17 protein-coding genes and 1 pseudogene are annotated in these 22506 nt (G+C 62.0%); 6 read left to right on the top strand and 12 right to left on the bottom strand.

Annotation, left to right across the window (positions count from 1 at the left end; genetic code table 11):
* Positions 1–42: 42 nt before the first annotated feature.
* The 3 genes from ACWHXT_RS09445 to ACWHXT_RS09435 all read left to right on the top strand — a co-directional run bounded on the left by ACWHXT_RS09445 (position 43) and on the right by ACWHXT_RS09435 (position 2811).
* The gene (locus tag ACWHXT_RS09445) at positions 43–792 is read left to right on the top strand and encodes an electron transfer flavoprotein subunit beta/FixA family protein (protein WP_447955656.1); all 750 of its coding nucleotides are present in this window, start codon (positions 43–45) and stop codon (positions 790–792) included.
* 47 nt (positions 793–839) lie between these two features.
* Positions 840–1766: an electron transfer flavoprotein subunit alpha/FixB family protein gene (locus tag ACWHXT_RS09440; protein ID WP_447955655.1), complete on the top strand. Its 927-nt coding sequence runs from the start codon at positions 840–842 to the stop codon at positions 1764–1766.
* An 85-nt stretch (positions 1767–1851) separates the two neighbouring features.
* Entirely contained in the window at positions 1852–2811 is a 960-nt protein-coding gene (locus ACWHXT_RS09435; protein ID WP_447955654.1) for an NAD(P)H-dependent flavin oxidoreductase, read from the top strand.
* On the opposite strand, the gene ACWHXT_RS09430 is transcribed toward ACWHXT_RS09435, so the two are convergent.
* The 8 genes from ACWHXT_RS09430 to ACWHXT_RS09395 form a co-directional block, all read right to left on the bottom strand.
* Positions 2793–3608 (bottom strand): enoyl-CoA hydratase/isomerase family protein, encoded by an 816-nt coding sequence (locus ACWHXT_RS09430; protein WP_447955653.1) that lies wholly within the window; start codon positions 3606–3608, stop codon positions 2793–2795. The two genes, ACWHXT_RS09435 and ACWHXT_RS09430, sit on opposite strands and share 19 nt — an antisense overlap.
* A gap of 13 nt (positions 3609–3621) precedes the next feature.
* The gene (locus ACWHXT_RS09425) at positions 3622–4743 is read right to left on the bottom strand and encodes an acyl-CoA dehydrogenase family protein (RefSeq protein WP_447955652.1); all 1122 of its coding nucleotides are present in this window, start codon (positions 4741–4743) and stop codon (positions 3622–3624) included.
* Between the two features lie 9 nt (positions 4744–4752).
* Positions 4753–5946, bottom strand: a complete 1194-nt coding sequence (locus ACWHXT_RS09420) for an acyl-CoA dehydrogenase family protein (protein WP_447955651.1) — start codon at positions 5944–5946, stop codon at positions 4753–4755.
* Positions 5947–5948: 2 nt separating this feature from the next.
* A complete protein-coding gene (locus ACWHXT_RS09415) occupies positions 5949–7355 on the bottom strand; it encodes an enoyl-CoA hydratase/isomerase family protein (protein WP_447955650.1) in 1407 nt (468 codons plus the stop codon).
* A 139-nt stretch (positions 7356–7494) separates the two neighbouring features.
* Positions 7495–8640, bottom strand: a complete 1146-nt coding sequence (locus ACWHXT_RS09410; RefSeq protein ID WP_447955649.1) for a TAXI family TRAP transporter solute-binding subunit — start codon at positions 8638–8640, stop codon at positions 7495–7497.
* 26 nt (positions 8641–8666) lie between these two features.
* Entirely contained in the window at positions 8667–10670 is a 2004-nt protein-coding gene (locus tag ACWHXT_RS09405; protein WP_447955648.1) for a TRAP transporter permease, read from the bottom strand.
* 49 nt (positions 10671–10719) lie between these two features.
* Entirely contained in the window at positions 10720–11895 is a 1176-nt protein-coding gene (locus tag ACWHXT_RS09400) for a TAXI family TRAP transporter solute-binding subunit (protein ID WP_447955647.1), read from the bottom strand.
* A 632-nt stretch (positions 11896–12527) separates the two neighbouring features.
* Positions 12528–14228: a SulP family inorganic anion transporter gene (locus ACWHXT_RS09395; protein WP_447955646.1), complete on the bottom strand. Its 1701-nt coding sequence runs from the start codon at positions 14226–14228 to the stop codon at positions 12528–12530.
* 233 nt (positions 14229–14461) lie between these two features.
* Between ACWHXT_RS09395 and ACWHXT_RS09390 the strand changes: the two genes are divergently transcribed.
* On the top strand, positions 14462–16156 hold the full coding sequence (locus ACWHXT_RS09390; RefSeq protein WP_447926125.1) for a methyl-accepting chemotaxis protein: 1695 nt from the start codon (positions 14462–14464) through the stop codon (positions 16154–16156).
* Here the strand turns inward: ACWHXT_RS09390 and rarD are convergent.
* Positions 16086–16991 carry an EamA family transporter RarD gene (gene rarD, locus ACWHXT_RS09385; protein ID WP_447955645.1) on the bottom strand — a complete coding sequence of 302 codons (906 nt, stop codon included), beginning with the start codon at positions 16989–16991 and terminating at the stop codon, positions 16086–16088. The two genes, ACWHXT_RS09390 and rarD, sit on opposite strands and share 71 nt — an antisense overlap.
* A gap of 73 nt (positions 16992–17064) precedes the next feature.
* Between rarD and ACWHXT_RS09380 the strand changes: the two are divergent.
* Both ACWHXT_RS09380 and ACWHXT_RS09375 read left to right on the top strand, forming a co-directional pair.
* Positions 17065–17871, top strand: a pseudogene (locus ACWHXT_RS09380) (amidohydrolase); the annotation flags it as partial.
* Positions 17872–17874: 3 nt separating this feature from the next.
* Complete coding sequence (locus ACWHXT_RS09375; RefSeq protein ID WP_447958025.1) at positions 17875–18579, top strand: pseudouridine synthase; 705 nt, start codon at positions 17875–17877, stop codon at positions 18577–18579.
* A 177-nt stretch (positions 18580–18756) separates the two neighbouring features.
* Here the strand turns inward: ACWHXT_RS09375 and ACWHXT_RS09370 are convergent, their stop codons facing one another.
* The 3 genes from ACWHXT_RS09370 to ACWHXT_RS09360 are packed head-to-tail and all read right to left on the bottom strand — an operon-like array spanning position 18757 to position 22503.
* A complete protein-coding gene (locus ACWHXT_RS09370; RefSeq protein WP_447955644.1) occupies positions 18757–20349 on the bottom strand; it encodes an ABC transporter ATP-binding protein in 1593 nt (530 codons plus the stop codon).
* Positions 20342–21427 carry an ABC transporter permease gene (locus ACWHXT_RS09365; RefSeq protein WP_447955643.1) on the bottom strand — a complete coding sequence of 362 codons (1086 nt, stop codon included), beginning with the start codon at positions 21425–21427 and terminating at the stop codon, positions 20342–20344. The genes ACWHXT_RS09370 and ACWHXT_RS09365 overlap by 8 nt, the downstream gene beginning before the upstream one ends.
* 2 nt (positions 21428–21429) lie before the next feature.
* On the bottom strand, positions 21430–22503 hold the full coding sequence (locus ACWHXT_RS09360) for a microcin C ABC transporter permease YejB (protein ID WP_447955642.1): 1074 nt from the start codon (positions 22501–22503) through the stop codon (positions 21430–21432).
* Positions 22504–22506: the final 3 nt, after the last annotated feature.

Below are 22506 nucleotides of genomic sequence, written 5' to 3'. Positions count from 1 at the left end.
GCCGTTTACCCGCAAAACGATAAACCAGGCAGGAGCCCCCCTATGAAAATCCTCGTCGCGGTAAAACGCGTCATCGACTACAACGTCAAGATCCGCGTCAAGGCGGATCATTCGGACGTGGATCTGACCAACGTCAAGATGGCCATGAACCCTTTTTGCGAAATCGCCGTGGAAGAAGCGGTACGCCTAAAGGAGCAGGGCGTGGCCACCGAAGTGGTCGCCGTGAGCATTGGCCCGAAGGCGGCCCAGGAGCAGCTGCGCACTGCGCTTGCGCTCGGCGCCGACCGCGCGATCCAGATCGAGACCGACGAGCGCGTCGAGTCGCTGGCGGTCGCGAAGCTGCTGGCCAAAGTGGTCGACGAAGAAAAGCCGAATCTCGTCATTCTCGGCAAGCAGGCGATCGACACCGACAACAACCAGACCGGACAAATGCTGGCCGCACTTTCGAACTTGCCCCAGGCCACCTTCGCCTCGAAAGTCGCCATCGACGGCGACCAGGTCACGGTCACCCGCGAGATCGATGGCGGCCTGCAGACGCTGTCGCTCACGCTTCCGGCGATCGTCACCACCGACCTTCGCCTGAACGAGCCGCGCTACGCGAAGCTTCCGGACATCATGAAGGCCAAGAAAAAACCCCTCGATGTGAAAACCCCGGCGGATTACGGCGTCGAGGTGGGATCAAAAGTAAGCCTTGTGAAGGTCGAGACCCCGGCTGAGCGCAAGGGTGGCGTGAAAGTGGCCTCGGTGGATGAGCTGGTCGACAAGCTCAAAAACGAAGCGAAGGTTCTTTAAAAGCAGGGTGCTTTAACCGCCTCTTCCCCGTTTACAAGGAGTTCCCTATGAGTATTTTGGTTCTGGCCGACGTCCACGAAGGCCATCTGCTTGACGCCACCGCCCACGTGGTGGCCGCTGCCCGCGCGATCGGCGGCGACATCGACGTGCTGGTGGCCGGCGAGGGCGTGCAGTCCGCCGCCGACAACGCCGCGAAGCTCGACGGCGTCACCCGGGTTCGCTTGGCGGACAACGCCGTGTACGCTCACCAGCTCGCCGAGCCGTTGGGGGCGCTGCTCGTGGAGCTCGCCGACGATTACACCCATATTCTCACCAGCGCCTCGACCACGGGCAAGAACGTGCTACCGCGCGTCGCCGCGCTCAAGGACGTCAGCCAGCTCTCCGAGATCGTCGCGGTCGACGGCCCGGATACCTTCAAGCGTCCGATCTACGCCGGTAACGCCATCGCCACGGTGAAAAGCGACGACGCGCTCAAGGTGATGACCGTGCGCACCACGGCGTTTGATGCCGTGGGCAGCGACAACGCCGCCGCGGTCGAAGCGGTGGACACCGTGATCGAGAACGCTCAGTCGCAGTTCGTCGGGGAAGAGCTCGCGCAGTCCGACCGCCCGGAGCTTGGCGGCGCGAAGGTGGTGATCTCCGGCGGGCGCGGCATGGGCAACGGCGAGAACTTCAAACTGCTCGACGGCATTGCCGACAAGCTGGGCGCAGCGGTGGGCGCCTCACGGGCCGCGGTGGACGCGGGGTTCGTGCCCAACGACATGCAGGTGGGCCAGACCGGCAAGATCGTCGCGCCGGATCTGTACATCGCGGTGGGCATCAGTGGCGCCATTCAGCACCTAGCGGGGATGAAGGACTCGAAGGTGATCGTGGCGATCAACAAGGACGACGAGGCGCCGATCTTCCAGGTCGCGGACTACGCTCTGGTGGGGGATCTATTCGAGCTTCTGCCGGAGCTCGAGAGCAAGTTGTAAACGGCTTTGCTTTCAAAGGCCCCGAATGGGGCCTTTTACATTTATCGCGTTCATTCGTTTCGACACTAATAGAGCAGGTCCCCTCATGCTCAACTCTCTCACCGATTCATTGAACCTGCCGATCATCGGCTCTCCCATGTTCATCGTCTCCGGGCCCGAGCTTGTCATTGCCCAGTGCCAGGCAGGCATCATCGGTGCATTCCCCGCGCTCAATGCCCGTCCGGCCGAGACGCTTCGCGTCTGGCTTAAGGAGATTACCGGGCGTCTGGCGCAGTACGATCAAGACCATCCCGACGCACCGGCGGCGCCATTTGCGGTCAACCAGATCGTGCATCCCACCAATGACCGCCTCGATCACGATATCGCGCTGTGCGCCGAGTTCGAGGTGCCGCTGGTGATTACCAGCCTGCACGCGCCGAACCAGGTGGTCGAACAGGTGCATGCCTACGGTGGGCGCGTCTTTCACGATGTGACCACGTTGCGCCACGCCCGAAAAGCCGTGGACGCTGGGGTCGATGGCCTGATCCTGGTATGCCAGGGCGCCGGCGGCCACGCCGGTCGACTGAATCCGTTCGCCTTCGTAGCCGAGGTGCGGGCGTTTTTCGACGGCCCCTTGGTGTTGGCCGGGGCGATCACCAAGGGTGAACAGATCGTCGCGGCCCAGGCGATGGGCGCCGATATGGTGTACATGGGAACCCGTTTTATCGCTACCCGGGAAGCCAACGCCGAGCCGGCCTACAAGCAGATGGTGCTGGACGCAGCGGCGGGGGATATCGTCTATACCAACCTGTTTACCGGCGTGCACGGCAACTATCTGCGCCAGAGCATCGAGGAGGCGGGGCTGAATCCGAACGCGCTGCCCGAAGGCGACAAGAGCGCGATGCGCTACGGCTCCGGGGGCAGCAGCAAATCAAAGGCGTGGCGGGATATCTGGGGGGCCGGGCAGGGGGTTGGAGCCATTCACTCGCTTGAAAGCGTGGCCGATGAAGTGGCCACGCTGCACAAGGATTATCAGACGGCGCTGAATTACTTGCGCCGACTTTGACGAAAGGCGGCAAGACGCTCCTTGAACTCGTCGGAGGTCTTGCACTCATCCTGCAGTTTGCCCTCGAGTTGCATGGTTTCATCCAGCGAAAGCCCGGCGCCATCGCGCAGCGCGCGTTTGGTCGCTGCCAGCGCATGAGCCGGTTGTCCGACCAGCTGGTCGGCAAGCGAGCGGGCTTTTGCTACCACCTCGTCGTCTTCCACGACACGGTTGGCAAGGCCTAGCGCCTGACAGCGCTCGGCATCGATGGGGGTCGCGAGTGCGGCCATCTCGAAGGCTTGTGCATGGCCCAGTTTACGTACCAGGTGCCAGCTGGCACCGCCATCAGGAATCAGGCCGATATTGATGAAGGCAAGCTTCAGGTAAGCCGAACGGCCCATGATCACCATATCGCTCGAAAGCACGTAGGAAACCCCGATACCGGCGGCCGCCCCGCTGACCGCGGCAATGACCGGCTTTTCCATACCCATCAGGCTTTTGAGGGCAGGCAAAAAGAGCTTGGCCAGGCGCTCGCTCGCCGGTTGGGCGTTGGATTTCTCGAACTCGCCAAGATCGGCGCCCGCACAAAAGGCGCTCCCTTCACCGTGCAGGATAACGCAGCGCACCTGCGGGTTCTTCGCAACGTTCATCAGCGCATCGTTGAGCGCCAGGGCGGTCTCCTCACTCAAAGCATTACGTACGTTCGGCCGATTGATGACCACCTCGACAACACCGCCTTCCACGGCGCTGATGGTAACGGCGTTGGTGGTGGGTGACGCTGAAGGGGACTGTGAAGATTCGTAATTGCTTAATGACATAAAAAGGGGCTCCTCAGGCGGCGCTCAGGTGCTCGCTGACGGTTTCAAGATGATGATCGCTATCCCCCAGATAATGATCGAACATCACTAGATGTCTGGCGTAGGCGGTTACATAGCACTCTTCGGTCATCCCCATTGCGCCGTGAAGCTGAATGGCCTGTTCGGCGATAAAGCGTGCTGACTCGCCGCAATAGGCTTTGGCCGCGGCGATCTTGACGTCGCGATCCAGCGGTGACAGTGAAAGGCTGGTCGCCGCCAGAATCGCCATGGAGCGGGACTGTTCCAGATGCAGGTGCATATCCACCATGCGGTGCTGCAGCGCCTGAAACGTCGCCAGAGGCATACCGAACTGTTTGCGTTCCTTGAGGTAGGCAAGCGTCTGGTCGCAGGCGGTCTCCATGGCACCGATCGCCTGGGCGCAGAGCCCGGCACGGCCGATTGCGAGCGTCTCATCAAGCACGCTCTCGGCGTCTTCGCTCAGGCAGTACGCTGGGGCCAGCATGACGTTATCCAGGGTCAGGTCCCCGGCGCTCTGCTCGTCCATGGTCTGATAGGTAAAGGTGTGGGCACCGGCGGTATCCGCGGGCACCAGGAACAGCCCCAACTTGCCGCTTTCAAGTTTTGCGGTAACCAGTGTCGCGGCGGCGGCGTCCAGGTTCATGACCAGGTCCTTTCGGCCGTCAAGACACCACTGGCCATCTATCTGGCGAGCGTGGGTGGTGATTGCCCGCGCGTCGTAACGGGCGGCGACCTCCTGCCAACCGAGCGCCAACTGGTGCTCGCCTTCGAGCAGCGGCGCAAGCCAGCGGTTTTGCTGCTCGCCGTTGGCAGTCAGTGCCAGCAGCTGGCCAGGCAGCACCAAGGCGAACAAGTAGGGTTCTGGCACAAGCCCCCGGCCCAGCGCCTGAAGGATGATCATCAGGTCAGTCCCGTCACCGCCAAGCCCGCCCGCCTCTTCGCTGAAGGGCATATGCAGAAGGCCGAGCTCGGCGAAAGTCTGCCAGAGGGTGGTACGCGCGCCCTCGGAGGGCTTGGCCAGCATGGCGCGCCGCTGCTCCGGAGAGACGCGATCGGCCACCAAGCGGGTCAATGTCTCTTCGAGCATGCGTTGTTCGTCGGTCAAAGCAAAATCCATGGGACCCCCTTACATGCCGAGAATGGTTTTGGCGACGATGCCTTTTTGTATTTCATTGGCGCCGCCGTAGATGGAAAGCTTGCGCCGGTTGAAATATTGACCGCTTGCCGCCGCACTCTGGGCATACGCCTCGTCCAGCGGTTCGTCGCGATAGAGAAAGTCGGGGAAGAACGCCACCGCCGCCGGGCCGAGCGCCCGCCGGGTCAGCTCGCTGAGTTCCTGGCGAAGTTCCGAGCCACGCACCTTCAGAAGCGAGCTTTCCGCGCCCGGGGCGCCGCCATCGCGGGCGGCGGCGATCACGCGCAGGTTGGTCACTTCCAGCGCCATGAGTTCGAGTTCGGCCTTGACCACGCGTTGGCGAAAGCTCGGCAGCTCCAACAAGGGCTTGCCGCGGTGCTCGACGCGGCTCGCCAGTGATTTCAGGTGGCGAAGCGCCTGTTTGGCGTGGCCAAGCCCTGCGATGCCGGTGCGCTCATGAGTGAGCAGGAACTTGGCGCAGGTCCAGCCTTGACCCTCTTCGCCCACACGGTTCTCGACCGGTACGCGAACGTTATCCAGAAAGACTTCGTTCACTTCATGGGCACCGTCCAGCGTTACGATCGGGCGCACCGTGATGCCCGGGGTCTGCATGTCGATCAGCAGAAAAGTGATGCCGGCCTGCTTTTTGGCAGCTGGGTCGGTGCGTACCAGGCAGAACAGCATGTTGGCGTGCTGGCCGAGGGTGGTCCAGGTCTTCTGACCGTTGACGATGTAGTGATCGCCCTCACGGACGGCGCGGGCATTAAGGCTCGCCAGATCCGAGCCGGCGCCGGGCTCCGAGTAGCCCTGGCACCACCAGTCTCGGTTGTCGAGAATGCGCGGCAGGTAGCGTTCTTGCTGTTCGGGGGTGCCGAACTTCATGATGACCGGCGCCACCATGTTGACGCCGAAGGGCACGACGGTCGGCGCATGAGCGGCGGCGCACTCCTCGTCGAAGATATGGCGCTGTACCGGCCCCCAGCCCGGACCGCCGTGCTCGACGGGCCAGTTGGAAGCAAGCCAGCCCTGTTGACTGAGAATGTTCTGCCAGCGCAGGTGATCGTCGGCGCGCAGCTGGCGCCCCAGGCGCACGCGCTCGCGAATATCGTTGGGTAAGGCGTCGGCGAGGAACGCGCGCACCTCGCTGCGAAAGCCCTGTTCTTCGGGGCTGAAAGTGAGATTCATGGTCAGGATTCCTTTGTGCCAAGCGTGGCCTGGCGATGCGGCCCGCCTAGATGGCGCGGGTAGTTCAGCGCCTCCACGGCCAGCAGGTCGATATCGCTTTCCCGGTAGCATTCGCCGCGCTCGACGATCTCAAGGCTTGCGGCTTCGAGCGCCGACTGGGCGTCGTCTGCGTGTTGCGCGGCGGCGCTGAGCGTGTCCAGAAGGCTTCGTTTCCGGGTGGCCACCACGTTCTGGCGCAGCGCTTTCAGCGTGAGCGCGACGCGTTGTTGAGTCAGGGCGTCGACGCCGCGGTTGACCAGCTCGTTGAAGGGGCCGTTTTCGGTAAGCACCAGGCTCAGCGTAGCGCTGTCATCGCCGTGACCGAGGGTCTGTAGCGTCAGGCAGTGGGCACCTGCCGGGCAGTCGGCAGCCGGGGTGTCGGGGGCGAGGATGCAAAGCTCGGTGTCCGCGTTCGGGGTGTCGGCAATCTCGAGCCCGGCCCGCGGCGCGGCCGCCTGAAGCTTCTCGAACAGCGGGTGCTCGCCGATCAAGGCGAGGCGCTTGAACGATTCGGCGTTTTCGACATCTGGCACCTGGTGCGGGCTGCGCGCGGCGAAGAACAAGTGAATCAGCCCGGCTCGCTGAGGCGATTCCATGCACTCCATGAAAAGCGCTCGCTCGCGGTCGAGACCCTCTCGAATCGATACTGACGTTATGCATGCCTCGATGGCCTCGACGATACGAAACGGTGAAAAAAGCCCGGGTACCTCCTGCTCAAGGCGCGTCCGGGTCGCCGTAATGGCCTCGGGGTCGGGTGGCGGGGCGGGCAGCTCGCCGGTGATGCGCGCCTTGGCGTGGCCGGCCAGGATCTCTTGAGCGGCCGTCAGTCCAGCTTCCAGCGGCGTTTTGGCATCGCTTACGGCATCGATGATGCCCGCTTCAAGGGCCTCTTCGTCGCTTATGAAGCGTCCGCTGGTGATGATGTCCAGCGCCCGCGCCACGCCGGTCAAACGCGGCAGGCGCTGGGTCCCGCCGGCGCCGGGTAGAAGGCCAAGCTTGACCTCCGGCAGGCCGACGCGCGTGCCTTTCAGGGCGACCCGGTAATGACAGCAAAGCGCCACTTCCAGCCCGCCGCCAAGTGCGGTGCCGTGCAAGGCGGCGATGAGTGGCTTCGGGCTTGCCTCGAGTTCGTTTACCACCTCGGGAAGTATCGGGGGCTGAGAGGGCTTGCCGAATTCGCGAATATCCGCCCCCGCGATAAAGGTGCGTCCGCTTGCCAGCAGCACCAGAGCCTGGGTCTGCGGATCGGCGATGCCTTCCTCGAGCGCGTCGACCAGGCCACTTCGCACGGCGTGACCCAAGGCGTTGACGGGCGGGTTGGAAATTTCGATAACGCCGATATCACCCTGGCGCTGGTACGAGACGGTCATGGCTTACTCACTTTTGAGCATGGGAAAGTTTAGATTCACTAATGATTTCCCCGATCATGTCTAAAGAGGGGAACTTAGTCAATAAAACGAAATGTGATTTCGCTTTGCGGAATTTGCGTCGATTCGGCTCTCATGCGGTTCAGAAGACCGGATCCAACCCGGCATCTTCCAGGGCCGTGCGCCGCTCGGCCATCCAGCCGTCGATGAATGCTTGCTCCTGGGTCGGGGCATCCGCCTTGTAGTTCTCCCAGGTTTCCAGCAACAGCGTCTGGCGCTCGACCAGGGCGTTCTGGTGCGCCTGCATCGCGTCGGTCCAGAGGCCGCGCTCGCGATAGTAGTCGACCACGGCGTCGTGAAACGGGATCACCCAGGTCATGTTCTGGTTTTCAAGCGCGTAGCCGCTGGCGCCGGGCGCATTATTTTTGTAGTCGTCGAAGGACGCCACCATCGTCGTGATCAGCCCCTGAACGGTCGTGTCCTCGAGATCCGCATTACTCACCACGATCGGGTAGGGGTAGCTGGCGCTTGCAAGCGGCGAGTCCGGATCGATACCGGCGCCGGAGGTGATCTGGTGGGGCTGAAAGTAGGGCGCGACCGCGAGCATTCTTGACCAGCCCGCCTCATCTTCTACGGGAAGGGCGGGCCACTGAAGCCCCCTCGGGCTTGCGGCCAGACGCTGTGAGGCGGGGGTGACGGTGGTGGTGATGGCTGCATCGGCACGGCCGCTGATGATGCCGTCGAAGGCGGCGTTGTAGCCGGGAAAGTCCACTCGTTCGACGTCGTCCCAGGTCAGGCCGGCGAACGCCAGATAAGCCTCGGCGGCCTTGTTCAAGGCGTCATCGCCGCGCAGGTAGGCCAGTCGCTTGCCTTCCAGGTCGGCCAGGGTGTCGACCTGCACATCCCCGGCCACCGCCATACCGAGCCCAAAGCCCGCCATCGAGGTAGTAATCACGCGAATCGGCTGCGGTCCCCAGTCGGGTCGGGCGAACATCATCACGCCTTCGGCGCCGTAGTAGCTGGCGATGCCGCAGGCACAAAGATCCACCCGGCCGGTCTTGAGCGGGGTCATGCGCATGGTGTCGTTTTCGCCAGGAATAACCCGGGACTGGGTACCATATTCGTTTTGCAAAAGCTGGCTGATGGCCATGATCTGCGCGTTGGCGCTGGTCCCCGTACCGTAGGAGGTCCAGTTCAGGGTCGCCGGCATGGCCGAAGCGGAGCCGGCGAGCAGAAAACCGGCGGCCACGGCGCCGATAGCGAGGGAAAGAGTTGTTGTTTTACGCATTGTATTCTCGTTGTCCGTTTTGTGGGTCAAGCGGCGTGGGTGGCGGACCCATGGCGTCGCTTACAAAAGCGCGCCAACAGTACACCGGGTATCAGCGCGGCCAGCGCTAGACCCATCAGCTCGAGCTGGCTAAGCGGCACCAAGCCACCGCCGGGCAGTGCCAGTAAAAGCCCTGCCACCAGCACCAGCGTACGAATGACGCTCTCCTGCACGATACCGTAGCCGAGTCTTCCCACGCCCATGAGATAGCCCTGCATCGCCGAGGCAAACAAGATGATGCCCACGACCGCCTGGACGAACACGGCCACGATCAGAAGCGGCGCGCCCTGCATGATCAGCGCCGGATTGAGCACGAACAGGAAAGGAATGAAGTAGATCACGCTGCCCAGGCGCATGGCCTGAAGGCCAGTGGCCATGGGGCGGGCACCGGCCACCGTGGCCGCGGCAAAGGCACCGAGGGCCACCGGCGGGGTGATGAAGCTCAGCATGCCCCAGTACAGAATGAACATGTGCACCGCCATCGGATCCAGACCGCCGCCCTGGATCAACGCCGGCGCCAGGGCGACCGCCAGGAAGATGTAGGCCGCGGTGACGGTCATGCCGATACCCAGCACGAAGCTTGTGACCGCACCCATTATCAGTAGAAGCGGTACGCTGCCCCCGGCGATATTGATGAAGTCATTGGCGATGGTGCCGGAAAGGCCGGTCATGGAAAGCGCGCCCACCAGCATGCCGACGCCTGCCAGAATCGCGATCAGCTCGGCGAAAAGCTTGGCCGCCGATGAGAGCGTATCGGTGACGTCCGACCAGCCCCAGCGGTTGTGTTTGGAAAGCTGGTTGAGTACCAACAGCAGGGCCGTGGCGTAGAAGGGCGCAACGGCTTCGCGTTGCATCACCAGCAGCATCCAGACCAGCAGGCCGAATACGAAGATGAAGTACCAGCCCTCCTTGAGAGTCTGTTTCAGCGAAGGGAGCTCGACGGCGGGCAGCCCCTGAATGTCGTTGCGCGCTGCGTAAGCGTCGATCTGAATGAACAGACCCAGAAAATAGAGAATCGACGGAATGACGGCGGCCAGGGCCACGGCGGAGTAGGGAATATCCAGAAACATCGCCATGACGAAGGCGGTGGCGCCCATCACCGGTGGCATCAAGACCCCGCCGGTGGACGCACAGGCCTCGACGCCCCCGGCAAAGGAGCGGCTCATGCCGATGCGCCGCATGGCGGGAATCGACAGAACGCCGGTGGTCAGCACGTTACTGATTACGCTGCCGCTCATCGAGCCCATCAGCCCGCTCGAAAAGATCGACACCTTGGCCGGCCCGCCGCGGACATGTCCCAGTAGTGCAAACGCCAGGTTGATGAAAAACTTGCCACCGCCGCTTTTCTGCAGCACCACGCCGAAGACCAGAAAGCCGATGACCAGCCCGGCAAAGGCTTGAAGCGGAACGCCCATGATGCTTTCGGTGCTCATGGTGTGATACATGGCGGTCTGTTCAAGCGTAGAAGGAAAGGCCTGAATCGGGCCGGGAACGATGTCGGCCACCAGCGGATAAAGCGAAAAGAGGCCGGCGATGATGGCAATGGGCAGCCCGCCTGCCCGGCGGGCTGCTTCGATGATCAGTACCCAGTAGGCGTAGCTTGCGTAGATGGCCACGTCCGGGGCGGAAAAGGCCCAGCCGCGCTCGAGGATGGGCACGGCGTTATAGACGAAATAGCCCCCCACCGCGAGCGTGATGGCGCTCAGCAGGTAGTCGTACCATGGGATGGGCTTTTCCTGCTGGCGGCTACTCAAGGGCCAGAGCAGAAAGACCAGCGGCAGGAGTAGCGCCACCACGGCGTAATAGAATTGGGTCTCGAGCCCGGTCACGAAGGTCAAAAGTCCCGTATTGAACAGGTAGTCCAGCGTCATCAGCATCAGGATGACCGTCACCGTGGCGGGTATCCAGCGAAGGACGCCGGGAAGCTCGCGAATCTGGCTGATCTTCTCTTTTACCTGCTTGTTGTCGGCAGGCGGGATATCGGTGGTCATAGGAGATTCCATCAATCGACAGGGGCGGCGAAGACCGCCCCGGGGCATGTCACTCGAAGATCGGCTCGAAACCAGCGTCGTTCAACGCGCTTGCGCGGGCGCTCATCCACTCGGTCGTGAAGGCGTCATCGTCGCTGGGCGCGTCCTGCATGAACGTCTCCCAGGCTTGCAATAGCACGTCCTGGCGTTCTACCAGCCGGTCTTGATGGGCCTGCATCTCGTCGGTCCACACATCGATTTCCTTGTAGTACTCGATGACCGCATCGTGAAACGGTACTACCCACTCCAGATCCTGATACTCCAGTGCATAGCCGTTGGCACCGGGTGCGTTATCCTTGTAGTCGTCGTAGTTTTCCTGCAGCGCCCGGATCAGCCCATAAGCCACGTTGTCTTCCAGGTCCTGGTTGGCGACCACGATGGGGTAGGGATAGCTGGCGCTCGCCAGGGGATTGTCGGCGCTGATGTCGCCGGCCCCTGCGGTCACTTCGTGCGGTCGGAAGTAGGGTGCGACGGCGGCCATGCGCTCCCAGCCCGCTTCATCATCGGCATCCAGAACGGGCCAACTGATGCCCCGTGGGCTGCTGGCGAGCTGCTGGGCGGGGGGCGTAACGGTCGTCGTGAAGGAGGCGTCCACGTCCCCGGCGATGATGCCGTCGAAGGAGCGCGCGTAGCCCGGGTAGTCCACCCGTTCGACGTCGTCCCAGGTCAGCCCGCCAAAGGCCAGATACGCCTCGGTGCCCTTGTTGAGCGCATCGTCCCCGCGAATGTAGGCGATACGCTTACCTTTCAGGTCGGCGGGCGTTTCGACGTCCAGATCCCCAGCCACCGCCAGCGACAAACCAAAGGACGCAGTAGAGGTGGTGATCACTCGAATCGGCTGCGGACCCCAGTCGCGGTCGGCGAACATCAGCACGCCTTCGGCGCCGTAGTAGCTTGCGATTCCGCAGGCGCAAAGGTCGACCCGCCCCTGTTTCAGCGGCGTCATTCTCGAGACGTCGTTTTCGCCCGGCAGTACTCGCACCGATGATCCGTACTCGTTTTGCAGCATGTTGCCGATCGCCACGGCTTGGGCGTAGCCGCTCGAGTTGGTGCCATAAGCCGTCCAGGCCATAGTGCTGGGCAGGTCGATGTCGGGGGATTCGCTGTCACTGGCTTGGCTCAAGGACGCGACCAGCAGTGATAAGGGTAAGGCAGCGGTGAACAGGCGTTGATTGAGTAAGCGCATTGAGGGGCTCCGTTATTATGCTTGTAGGAATACAATTACATTTCGTTACTTTTTGTTTTGCTATGCGGTATTTAGTTTTGCAATTTTCAATTGATAGTAGATAGGCGGCGAGACAAATGTCAACGCCGTTGTATCAAGTGTCTTGGGTATGGGGTCACTAGAGACTTGAAAGCCAGGCAATGGCCTAATGCCGATCAGTTAAGCTTGGCTATCACCTGTGGGACGGAGCTTTAGCTCGCGACGGGTGGCTTGGCCAAGGCGCCTGACGGCGCCATTCGCCGAATTGTCGGGCCACCGCTGAAGCGGGCTCCCCAACAACGAAATCTTGCATCCATCCCTTGTAGGAGCAGGCTTCAGCCAGCGATGCAGCGCAACGCGCTGCTGGGGTTGGTGATGATGGCAACCAAAAGTGCCGTCGCCACCGAAGGGCGGCTATCGCCGCCATCGCCCAATGGAATTGGGCTCCTACAATGGAGTCGTGCCCCATCCCTCGTAAGAGCAGGCTTTAGCCAGCGACGCAGCGCAACGCGCTGCTACAATAGATTTACCGCTCGTTGTGGATAGGCAAAAGCCTTAACTGATCGGCATTAAGGCAATGGCCTGGCTTTCGAGGGGAGTAGATTTAAAGGTGGCTAGGAAAATTCACGCCACGCCGCATAGGTACTCAAAAAAACGCGACCGGTGAGCGCCTCGAGAAAATCGCTCTGTTTGAGCCGGTCCATGACCGGGCCCTTGACCTCGGATAGATGAAGTTTGACGTTGGAATCTTTCAGGCGCGCGTTGATGGCGTCCAGACTCTCCAGCGCCGAGGCGTCGATCAGGTTGACCGCCGAGCAGATCAGCACCACGTGTTCGATCTCCGGGCGGCTGGCCACTAAATTGTAGACGGTATCTTCGAGGTAGCGCGCGTTGGCGAAGTAGAGACTTTCATCGATACGTAGCAGGGCGGCATTCTGGGGGGCTTCGACATCGTGGCGCTCGATGTTACGAAAGTGCTCGGTGTCGGGTACCCGGCCCACCAGCGCGCTGTGCGGACGACTGGTGCGGTATAGAAACAGCGCAATGGAAAGCGTCACGCCGCCAATGATCCCGGCCTCGATACCTTCGGTCAGCGTTAGCAAGATCGTAAACGCCATGGCCGCGAAATCGCTTCGCGAATAGCGCCAGGTTTGGCGCAGCATGGGGATGTCGACCAGGGTCAGAATCGACACCGTGATGGTGGCCGAAAGCGTCGCAATGGGCAGATAGAAAAGCCAGCCGGTAAACGCCAGGGTGACGATAGCGATACCCAGCGCGGTAAAGGCCCCGGCAGCCGGTGTTTGCGCGCCGGCATCGAAATTGATCACCGTACGCGAAAGCCCGCCGGTGACCGGCATGCCGCTGGTGACCCCTGCGGCCAGGTTGGCCGCGCCCAGCCCGATCAATTCCTGATTCGGCGAAATCCGCTGGCGCCGCTTGGCGGCGAGCATCTGGCCCATGGAGACCGATTCGACGAAGCCCACCAGGCTGATCAGCAGCGCCGGTATCAAAAGCGCTTTCCAGAGCGCGCCGTCGCCAAGCGGCAGGCTCAGCGCGGGTAGCCCGCCAGGAATGGCGCCGACCACGGCCACGCCTTTTGCTGCCAGCTCCCAATGCCAGCATGCAAGAGTCGTGATGACGACGGCGAATACCGGCCCCGCCTTGGTCAGCAAATCCGCAAGCCCCAGCGGCAGGCCAAGCCGCGTGAAAGCGCTTTTACCGTAGCGGCGCATGGCCACTAAAAACACCAGTGTGCCGATGCCGATAGCCGCGGTATACGGGTTGATCGTTGGGAGGTGGGGGAACAGCGTTCTCACGCGCTCGACCAGCGTGAACCCGCTGCTTTCGATTCCCAGAAGGCTACCCAACTGGCTGGCGGCGATCAAAATGCCCGAGGCGGTCAAAAAGCCGGAGATGACCGGATGGCTCAGGAAGTTGCTGAAAAATCCCATGCGCAGTGCGCCCATGGCCACTAGTATCAACCCGGAGAGTAGCGAAAGCACCAGCGCCGCCTCCAGGTAGGTCTCTGACCCCGGCGCGGCGACGCTTGAGAGCGCCGCGCCGGTCATCAAGGCGATGATCGCCACCGGCCCGACCGCCAGGGTGCGGCTGGTGCCCATCAGGGCATAAAGAAGCTGGGGAAGGATGCTCGCATAGAGCCCGACGACGGCGGGGAGCCCGGCGAGCAGCGCGTAGGCGAGCGACTGTGGAATCACCATGATGGTGACGATCAACCCGGCCAGCAGGTCCGCGCTGAAAAGCCGTCGATGATAATGGGGTAGCCACGTCAAAATGGGGAAATAGCGCTTGAACATAAGCTCCGTGCCGTCAAAGTATCTTTTAAACCGTCGAGCGTTCAGGTCTATGGTTATATTAACGCGTTATAGCGATCATGGCGGCATGGCCTAAAAAAATAACCAATATGTTCCCCCAAAGTGTTACTCCTTTACTGCCAGCAAGGGGGTAAACTCATCGACTTGGCGCTCATCAAGGTTAGCCTGCTTAAAAGAAACAAAAAAATAACATCCACTAAAAAAGAGTACCGCTTATGTGGCTATGCCGGCTTCTCGCGCCTTTGCTGCTACTGGGGCTATCCATCCCGCTGGTGATTCGAGGCGAGCCTTGGGCGTACCTGGCGCTGGTTTGCGCACTGCTTGGCGGAGCGGGGCTGACCGCCGGGGCGCTTTATACGGTTTACCTGGCTGACCAGCAGCGCCTTGCCCGTACCCGGGGAATCAAACCGCTCAAGGATTACGCCTCGCTCAAGGCGATGGCGCATCGGCTAATGGGCCGGGCGAGCAGCACGGCAATCGCCTCGGCGGAAGTCTCCCACTACGCCGATCTGATGGATCAGCGCCTGGCCCAGCAAGAACGCATGGCGCGGGAGGCCTCCACCAGCACCAGCGCGATCAACGCCGCCATCGTTCAGGTCAGTACCAGCGCCGCTCAGGTCGCTTCACTAGCCGAAAGCGCGCGGGATGCGGGGCACCAAAACCGGGATGAGCTGACCGAGATCGTCACCGACATGAGCGATGTAGCGGCGCGCTCGGACGAGGCGCTCGAGATGCTAGCGGCGCTCAACGCGAAGATAGAACGGGTGCGTAGCGTGACCTCGATGATCGAAGAGATCGCCGAGCAGACCCATTTGCTCTCCCTCAACGCCTCGATCGAGGCTGCCCGGGCCGGAGAACACGGCCGCGGGTTTGCCGTCGTGGCCGGGGAAGTGCGCAGCCTGGCGCTCAAAACCTCCACAGCGACCCAAAGCGTCGAGACGCTCGTCAAGGATATGCACCAAAGCGGCCAACAGGTGGTGAGCACGATGCAGCACCTGATGGCCCGGGTTCGCCACCGCTCTGAAGGGATGACCCGGCTTGGCGAGAGCATGGCGTTGATTACCCGGCAGTTCGACCAGGTGCAGCAGGAAATCACCGGTGTCGCCCAATCGATGGCGAGTACCAAAGGACATAGCCAGACGGTCGCGGAGAGTTTGCGCCAGTTGGAAGCGGATGCGGACGAGGGGAACCGCAATATGCACGACCTGGCCGGTCAGGCGCGCGCCTTGATGGCCGCGGCGGAGGAGGTGGACGGCGAACTCGCCCAGCAGCGCTTGAAAGGGCGCCATCAGGACGTCTTCACGCTGGCCCGCCACACGGCGGATCAAATCGGCGCGCTGTTCGAAGGCGCTATCGCTCGAAATGAGCTCACCGCCGAGGCGCTCTTTCAAACCCGATACGAGGAGGTGGCGGGGAGCAATCCAGCGCTTTACCGCACCGGGTTCGATACCTTTACCGACCAACACTTGCCGGCGTTACAAGAGCCGCTACTGGCCTTGCACGGGGTAAGCTACGCGATTGCCTGCGACCGCCAGGGCTATGTGCCGACCCACAACGCGGCAGTGAGCCACGCGCCGACCGGCGACTACGCCTTCGATCTCAAGTACTGTCGCAGCAAACGCATCTTCGACGACCCGACCGGTAAACGCTGCGGCGCGCATACCCAGGCGCTGCTGCTGCAAACCTACAAGCGCGACACGGGCGAAATCATGCACGACCTTTCGGTGCCTATTTTCATCAACGGCAAGCACTGGGGCGGCTTTCGGGTGGGCTACCCGCCACAGCGCCCGGAGGCCAGCGGCACAAAGAGCGCCGCCACCCCGAGTAGCGAAGAACTGACTAGCTTGCCTCATGACGCGGGCGTGACTGCCACGAGGAGTATGAGTAGAGTGCCAGCCCCAGCCAAATGATGACGAAGGTAATGAGCTGAATCGTACCCAGTGGCTCGTTGAAGATGGTGAGCGCGATCAAAAACTGGATACTTGGGTTGATATACATCAAAAAGCCGAGCGTCGACAGACGCAGCCGCCGGGCGGCGCCGGCAAAGGCGAGCAGGGGCAGGGTGGTGGCTATACCGCAGGTCATGAGCAGTACGCTAAGCGGCGCATCGGCGAGAAAGTGCGATTCCCCCTGCAGGCTAAGCCAGGTCAGCGCCAACAGCGCCAGGGGCAAGAGCACCAATGTCTCGACGAAAAGCCCGGATAGGCCATCGAGCGGCACCTGCTTGCGAAAAAGCCCGTAGCTGCCAAAGCTTAGTGCCAGCATCAGGCTGATCCAGGGCAGCTCGCCGAGCATAAAGAACTGAATCAGAATGGCGATGCTGGCGAGCCCGACCGCCACCACCTGAAGCCGCGCCATCACTTCACGCAGCACCAGTACGCCAAGCGCCACGTTGACCAGCGGCGTCAAGAAATAGCCAAGGCTTGCCTGGAGCACCTGGCGGCTTTCGACCGCGTAGATATAGAGCCCCCAGTTGATCCCGATCAGCACCGCACAGACCAATACCCGCCCCAGCCGTCGCGGCGCTTTCAGAGCACTCACCACCGGCCCCCAGCGCTTGAGCAGCGTAATCACCCCGACCAGAAAAATGCAGGACCACAGAATGCGGTGAATCAAGACTTCCGGGGCAGGCACGCCCTCGAATAGCGCAAAGTAGAGCGGAAAGCAGCCCCACAGCACGTAGGCGGTGAGGCCGAAGGTAACGCCTTTCACAGCTTCAGGATCGCGAGCAGGCGGGGAAAGCATAGCAGCCTCATTATTGAAAAATGTTAATCTATCACACAATCTTCACATACACCGGACGATAAGGAGAAGCACCATGACCGAGCTAAGAACGAGCCTGGTTCAGTGCGATCTGCGCTGGGAGGACCCGGCGGCCAACCATGCCCATCTGGCAGAGCTGCTGGGCGAGCTCGATAGCCGCGACACTGACCTCATTGTCCTGCCGGAAATGTTCGCCACCGGCTTCACCATGAACTCCCGCGAAATGGCCCAGCCCATGGAGCAGAGCCAAAGTGTGGCCTGGCTAAAAGCACAGGCCAGCGCCCGGGGCTGTGTCGTGACGGGCAGCGTGGCGGTCGTCGATCAGGGTGAGTATTACAACCGCATGATTTGGGCGACCCCCGAGGGCGTGGTTCACCACTACGATAAGCGGCATCTTTTTCGCATGGCCGGTGAGCACGAGCGCTACGCCATGGGCCCGTCTCGTAAGATCGTCGAGCTCAAGGGTTTCAAAATCCTTTTGAGCGTTTGTTACGATTTGCGCTTTCCGGTGTGGTCACGCCAGCAGCCCGGCGAAGGCGAGCATTTCGAGTACGATGCGCTTTTATGCGTGGCCAATTGGCCCGCCCCGCGTCGGAATCCTTGGCGCACGCTGCTTCAGGCCCGCGCCGTCGAGAACCTGGCTTACGTAATTGGCGTGAACCGGGTGGGCGAAGACGCCAAGGGCATGGCCTACAGCGGCGACTCGATGCTGGTCGATTACAAGGGCGAGCCGCTTATCGACTGGCCCAGGGACGCGTCCTTCATCGAAACTGGAACCCTCGACAAAGCGGAGCTCGACGGGTTTCGTGAAAAATTTCCCGCCTGGCAGGACGCCGACCGTTTCGAACTTTTATCAGGAGTAGTAATGCGCCTTGATCGTTTTCTCAGCGAAACCAGCTCGCTTACCCGCAGTCTGGCCAAACGCGCGCTTAAAAACGGCGAGGTCACCTTGAACGGCTCGCCGGTCAAGCAGGCCTCGACCCAGCTCGACACCCGCGAAGACGAGGTGCTGTTAAACGGCGAAAAACTCGCTTTGGTGGGGCTTCGCTACGTAATGCTGCATAAGCCGACCGAGGTCGAGTGTACCGCCCGGCGTGGGCTCTACCCCCGCGCGGTCGATTTGATCGAGCTGCCCAAGGCCGAGCGCCTGCAGCCGGTCGGGCGCCTTGATGTAGACACCACCGGGCTTTTGCTGCTGACCGATGACGGCCAGTGGTCGCACCGGGTAACCTCGCCCAAGCACCGCTGCGCGAAGGTGTACATCGCCGAACTGGCCGACCCGCTTGAGGGCGCCGCCGCCGAGCGCGCCGTAGAGAAAATCGCCGAGGGCGTTCTGCTGGACGATGACGAAACGCCCACCGCGCCGGCCACGCTCGAGCTACTCAGCCCCACTCAAGCGAAGCTGACCATGACCGAAGGGCGCTACCATCAGGTAAAGCGCATGTTCGGCGCGCTCGGCAACCGGGTGGTGTCGCTTCACCGTCACGCCATTGGTCCTATCGAGCTTCCCGAGGACCTGGCCCCCGGTGAGTGGCGCGAACTCACCGCCGAAGAAGCCGCCAGGTTCTAGGCCGTTACGATGCCCCAGCAAGCGCCCTTGACGGGCGCTTTTTTTTATAGCCGGTTTTCATAAACGCGCGTACTTGCACCTCAAACTGTTCCAGAGGTAACTATTTTATACCGTTATCTTATTACAAGACTCAAGCTGCAAGGCTTGGTGCTTTTCGTTAAGCAGCGGCGAGGAGGTTCATTCAGTAAAATGGCTGAGTTTGGCGGCCTCGATCAGCGCTTGGGTGTAGGGGTGGCGTGGCGCGGCGAGCACCTCGAGGCAGGGGCCGCGTTCGACCACCTCGCCTTCCTTGAGCACCATAACGCGGTGGGCCATGGCACGTACCACGGCCAGGTCGTGGCTGATGAACAGATAGCTTAGCTGGCGCCTGGCCTGTAGCTCGCGCAGAAGAGTGATCAACTGCTTTTGCACCGTACGGTCGAGCGCCGAGGTGGGCTCGTCGAGCACTAAAAGCTCAGGCTCTAGGATGATGGCTCGGGCCACCGCGATACGCTGGCGCTGGCCACCGGAGAACTCGTGGGGGTAGCGGGCCGCGCAGCTCTCGGGCAGGCCCACCTCCTCGAGGGTTTGGTGAACGCGAGCGGTGACCTCTGCCGGGCTAAGCTCGGGGTGATGAAAGCGCAGCCCTTCGCTGACGATATCGAACACCGGCATGCGCGGTGACAGCGCCCCGTAAGGGTCCTGAAATACCATTTGCAACCGGCGGCGCTGGCGCCGCAAGGCGTTGCCGCTCAGGGTGTCGAGCCGGGTATCGCCCAGTGCGATCTCGCCCTGGCTTGGCACCAGGCGCAGGATGGCCGAGGCGAGCGTCGTCTTGCCCGAGCCCGACTCGCCCACGATGCCCAGCGTCTCGCCGGGGGCGATGCTCAGATCTGTCGCCTTTACCGCTTCAAAAGCGGGCCGTTTGCGCTGGAAAAGCCCGGTAGCGGGGCGGGCGAAGCTTACCTTGAGCTGGCGCGCGCTTAAAAGCGGCGTGGTATTGGCGATGGCCGCCGGCCGGCCAGCGGGTTCGGCGTCGATCAGTGCCCTGGTGTAATCGCTTTGCGGGCGCTCAAATACGTCGACCACCGTGCCGGTCTCCTGGATACGGCCATCCTTCATCACGCAAACCCGGTCGGCGAAGCGGCGTACCAGGTTCAGGTCGTGGCTGATGAACAGCATCCCCATACCGTATTCGTCGCGCAGCGCCTTTAGTAGGGCGAGTATCTCCTGCTGTACGGTGACATCCAGCGCGGTGGTCGGTTCGTCGGCGATCAATAGCGCCGGGTTGTTGGCGATCGCCATGGCGATCATCACCCGCTGGCGCTGCCCGCCGGAGAGCTGATGCGGCCATACGTCCAAAAGCTCTTCGGCCCGGGGCAGTTTGACCTGCTCGAGAAGCGCCTTCGCGCGGCGCCGGGCGGCCTGGCCCCGAAGGCCCTGATGCAGGCGCAGGGTTTCGCCAAGCTGTTTGCCGATGCGGTGCAGCGGGTTCAGTGAGGTCATGGGCTCCTGGAACACGAAGCCGATGCGGTTGCCGCGGATGGCGTTCCACTGGCGCGAGCCTTGCTTTGCCAAATCCGTCGTTTCCAGCCAGCGCCCGCCGCTCACCCTGGCGTTTGCGGGCAGCAGGCCAAGCGCGCCCAGCGCCGACACCGACTTACCCGAGCCGGATTCACCCACGACCGCCAGCGTCTCACCCCGGCCGACGCTAAGCGAGAGGCCGTCCACCACCGGCTGGCCATCGAAGGCCACGGTGAAGTTTTCGAGGCAAAAAAGCGGGTCAGACATGTTGGGCTCCCGATGCGGGCGTGGCGCTATGGCTTACGTGGCGGGGGTCGAAGGCGTCACGCAGCCCCTCGCCGATGAACACGAGCAGCGAGAGCATGACCGCCAGCGTCATGAACGCGGTGATGCCCAGCCAGGGAGCGTGCAGATTGTTCTTGCCCTGGGCGGCCAGTTCGCCAAGCGACGGTGCGCCCGGGGGCAGGCCAAAGCCGAGAAAATCGAGCGCGGTGAGCGTGCCGATGGCGCCGGTAAACAGAAACGGGATGAAGGTGAGGGTGGCGACCATGGCGTTGGGCAATACGTGGCGCCACATGATCAACCTGGAAGGCAGCCCCATGGCTTTTGCCGCGCGCACGTACTCCAAATTTCGCGCGCGCAGAAACTCGGCGCGTACGATATCGACCAGTCCCAACCAGGAGAAAAGCAGCATGATGCCCAACAGCCACCAAAAACCCGGCTGCACGAAACTGGCGAGAATGATCAGCAAGAACAGCACCGGAAGCCCGGACCATATCTCGGTGAGGCGCTGGCCAATCAAATCTATCTTGCCACCGAAGTAGCCCTGTACGCCGCCGGCCAGCACCCCCATGACGATCGAGCCGGTGGTCAGTACCAGCGCAAAGGCCACAGAGAGGCGAAAGCCGTAGATGACCCGCGCCAGTACGTCGCGTCCCTGGTCGTCGGTGCCCAGCCAATGGCGGCGATCCGGCGGCGCTGGAGACGGCCGGGTCATCTGCATATCCAGGGTTTGGTAAGAGAACGGGATCACGGGCCATAGCGCCCAGCCGTTCGCCTGGATTTGCCCTTGAATGAACGGGTCGAGGTAGTCCGTGCGCGTGGGCAGAAAGCCGCCGAATTCGGTTTCCGGGTAGTCCACCAAAAGCGGCGCATACCACTGGCCTTCATATTTCAGCACCAGCGGCTTATCGTTGGCGACCAGCTCGGCGGCCAGGCTCAAAATGAACAGCACGCCGAACACCCAAAGCGACAGCCGGGCGCGGCGGTTGGCTTTGAACGCCGCGAGGCGCCGCCGGGTAATGGGGGACAGGCGGGAAGAGCGCGGGGAAGAGGGCGTGGTCATCGTTACGCCTCCCGCGTGGCGAAGTCGATGCGGGGGTCGACCCACATGTAGGTTAAATCAGAGACCAGTTTGAGTATCAGCCCGATGACGGTGTACAGAAAAAGCGTGCCGAAAATCACCGGGTAGTCGCGCTGCATGACCGCTTCGAAACCCAAAAGGCCCAGCCCATCGAGGGAGAAAATCACCTCGATCAGCAGCGCGCCGGTAAAGAAGATACCGATCACCGCCGATGGCAGCCCGGCAATGATGATCAGCATGGCGTTGCGAAACACGTGGCCATAGAGAATACGGCGCTCGTCCGCGCCCTTGGCGCGGGCGGTGAGCACGTACTGCTTGTGAATCTCGTCCAAAAAACTGTTTTTGGTCAGCATGGTGAGCGTAGCGAAGCTGCCGATGGCCGCGGCGACGACGGGCAAGGTGATATGCCAGAAGTAATCTTTCACCTTGCCCCAGAGGGAGAGGTCATCGAAGTTGGGCGAGGTGAGACCCCTGAGCGGAAACCAGTCCAGGTAGCTGCCGCCGGCAAAGATCACGATCAGCACGATAGCGAACAGAAAGCCCGGGATCGCGTAGCCGACGATCACCAGCCCCGAGCTCCACACATCGAAGCGCGAGCCGTGATGCAACGCCTTGCGAATGCCCAGCGGAATCGACACCAGATAAACCAGCAGCGTCGCCCAAAGGCCCAGTGAAATCGAGACCGGCAGGCGCTCGACCATCAGGTCGATGACCGGGCGGTCGCGAAAAAAGCTGGTGCCGAAATCAAGACGAAGGTAGTCCGTCATCATGGTAAGAAAGCGCTCGTGAGCCGGCTTGTCGAAGCCGAACTGCTGCTCGAGTTGCTCGATGAAGCGCGGGTCGATACCGCGCGCCCCGCGCGAGTCGTCATTGACCTGGACGTCGGCGCCGCCCATGTCCAGGCGCGTGCTGGCCATGGCGTCGGCGCCTTCGAAGCGCGCGAGCATCTGGTCGATGGGCCCGCCGGGGGCGGCCTGAACGATCATGAAGTTGAGTAGCATGATCCCCAGCAGGGTAGGAATCATCAAAAGTAGTCGGCGTAGAGTGTAGCGGGCCACGGT

Source organism: Vreelandella halophytica, from assembly GCF_968193635.1.
This window is presented reverse-complemented; position numbering and strand designations above follow the sequence as displayed.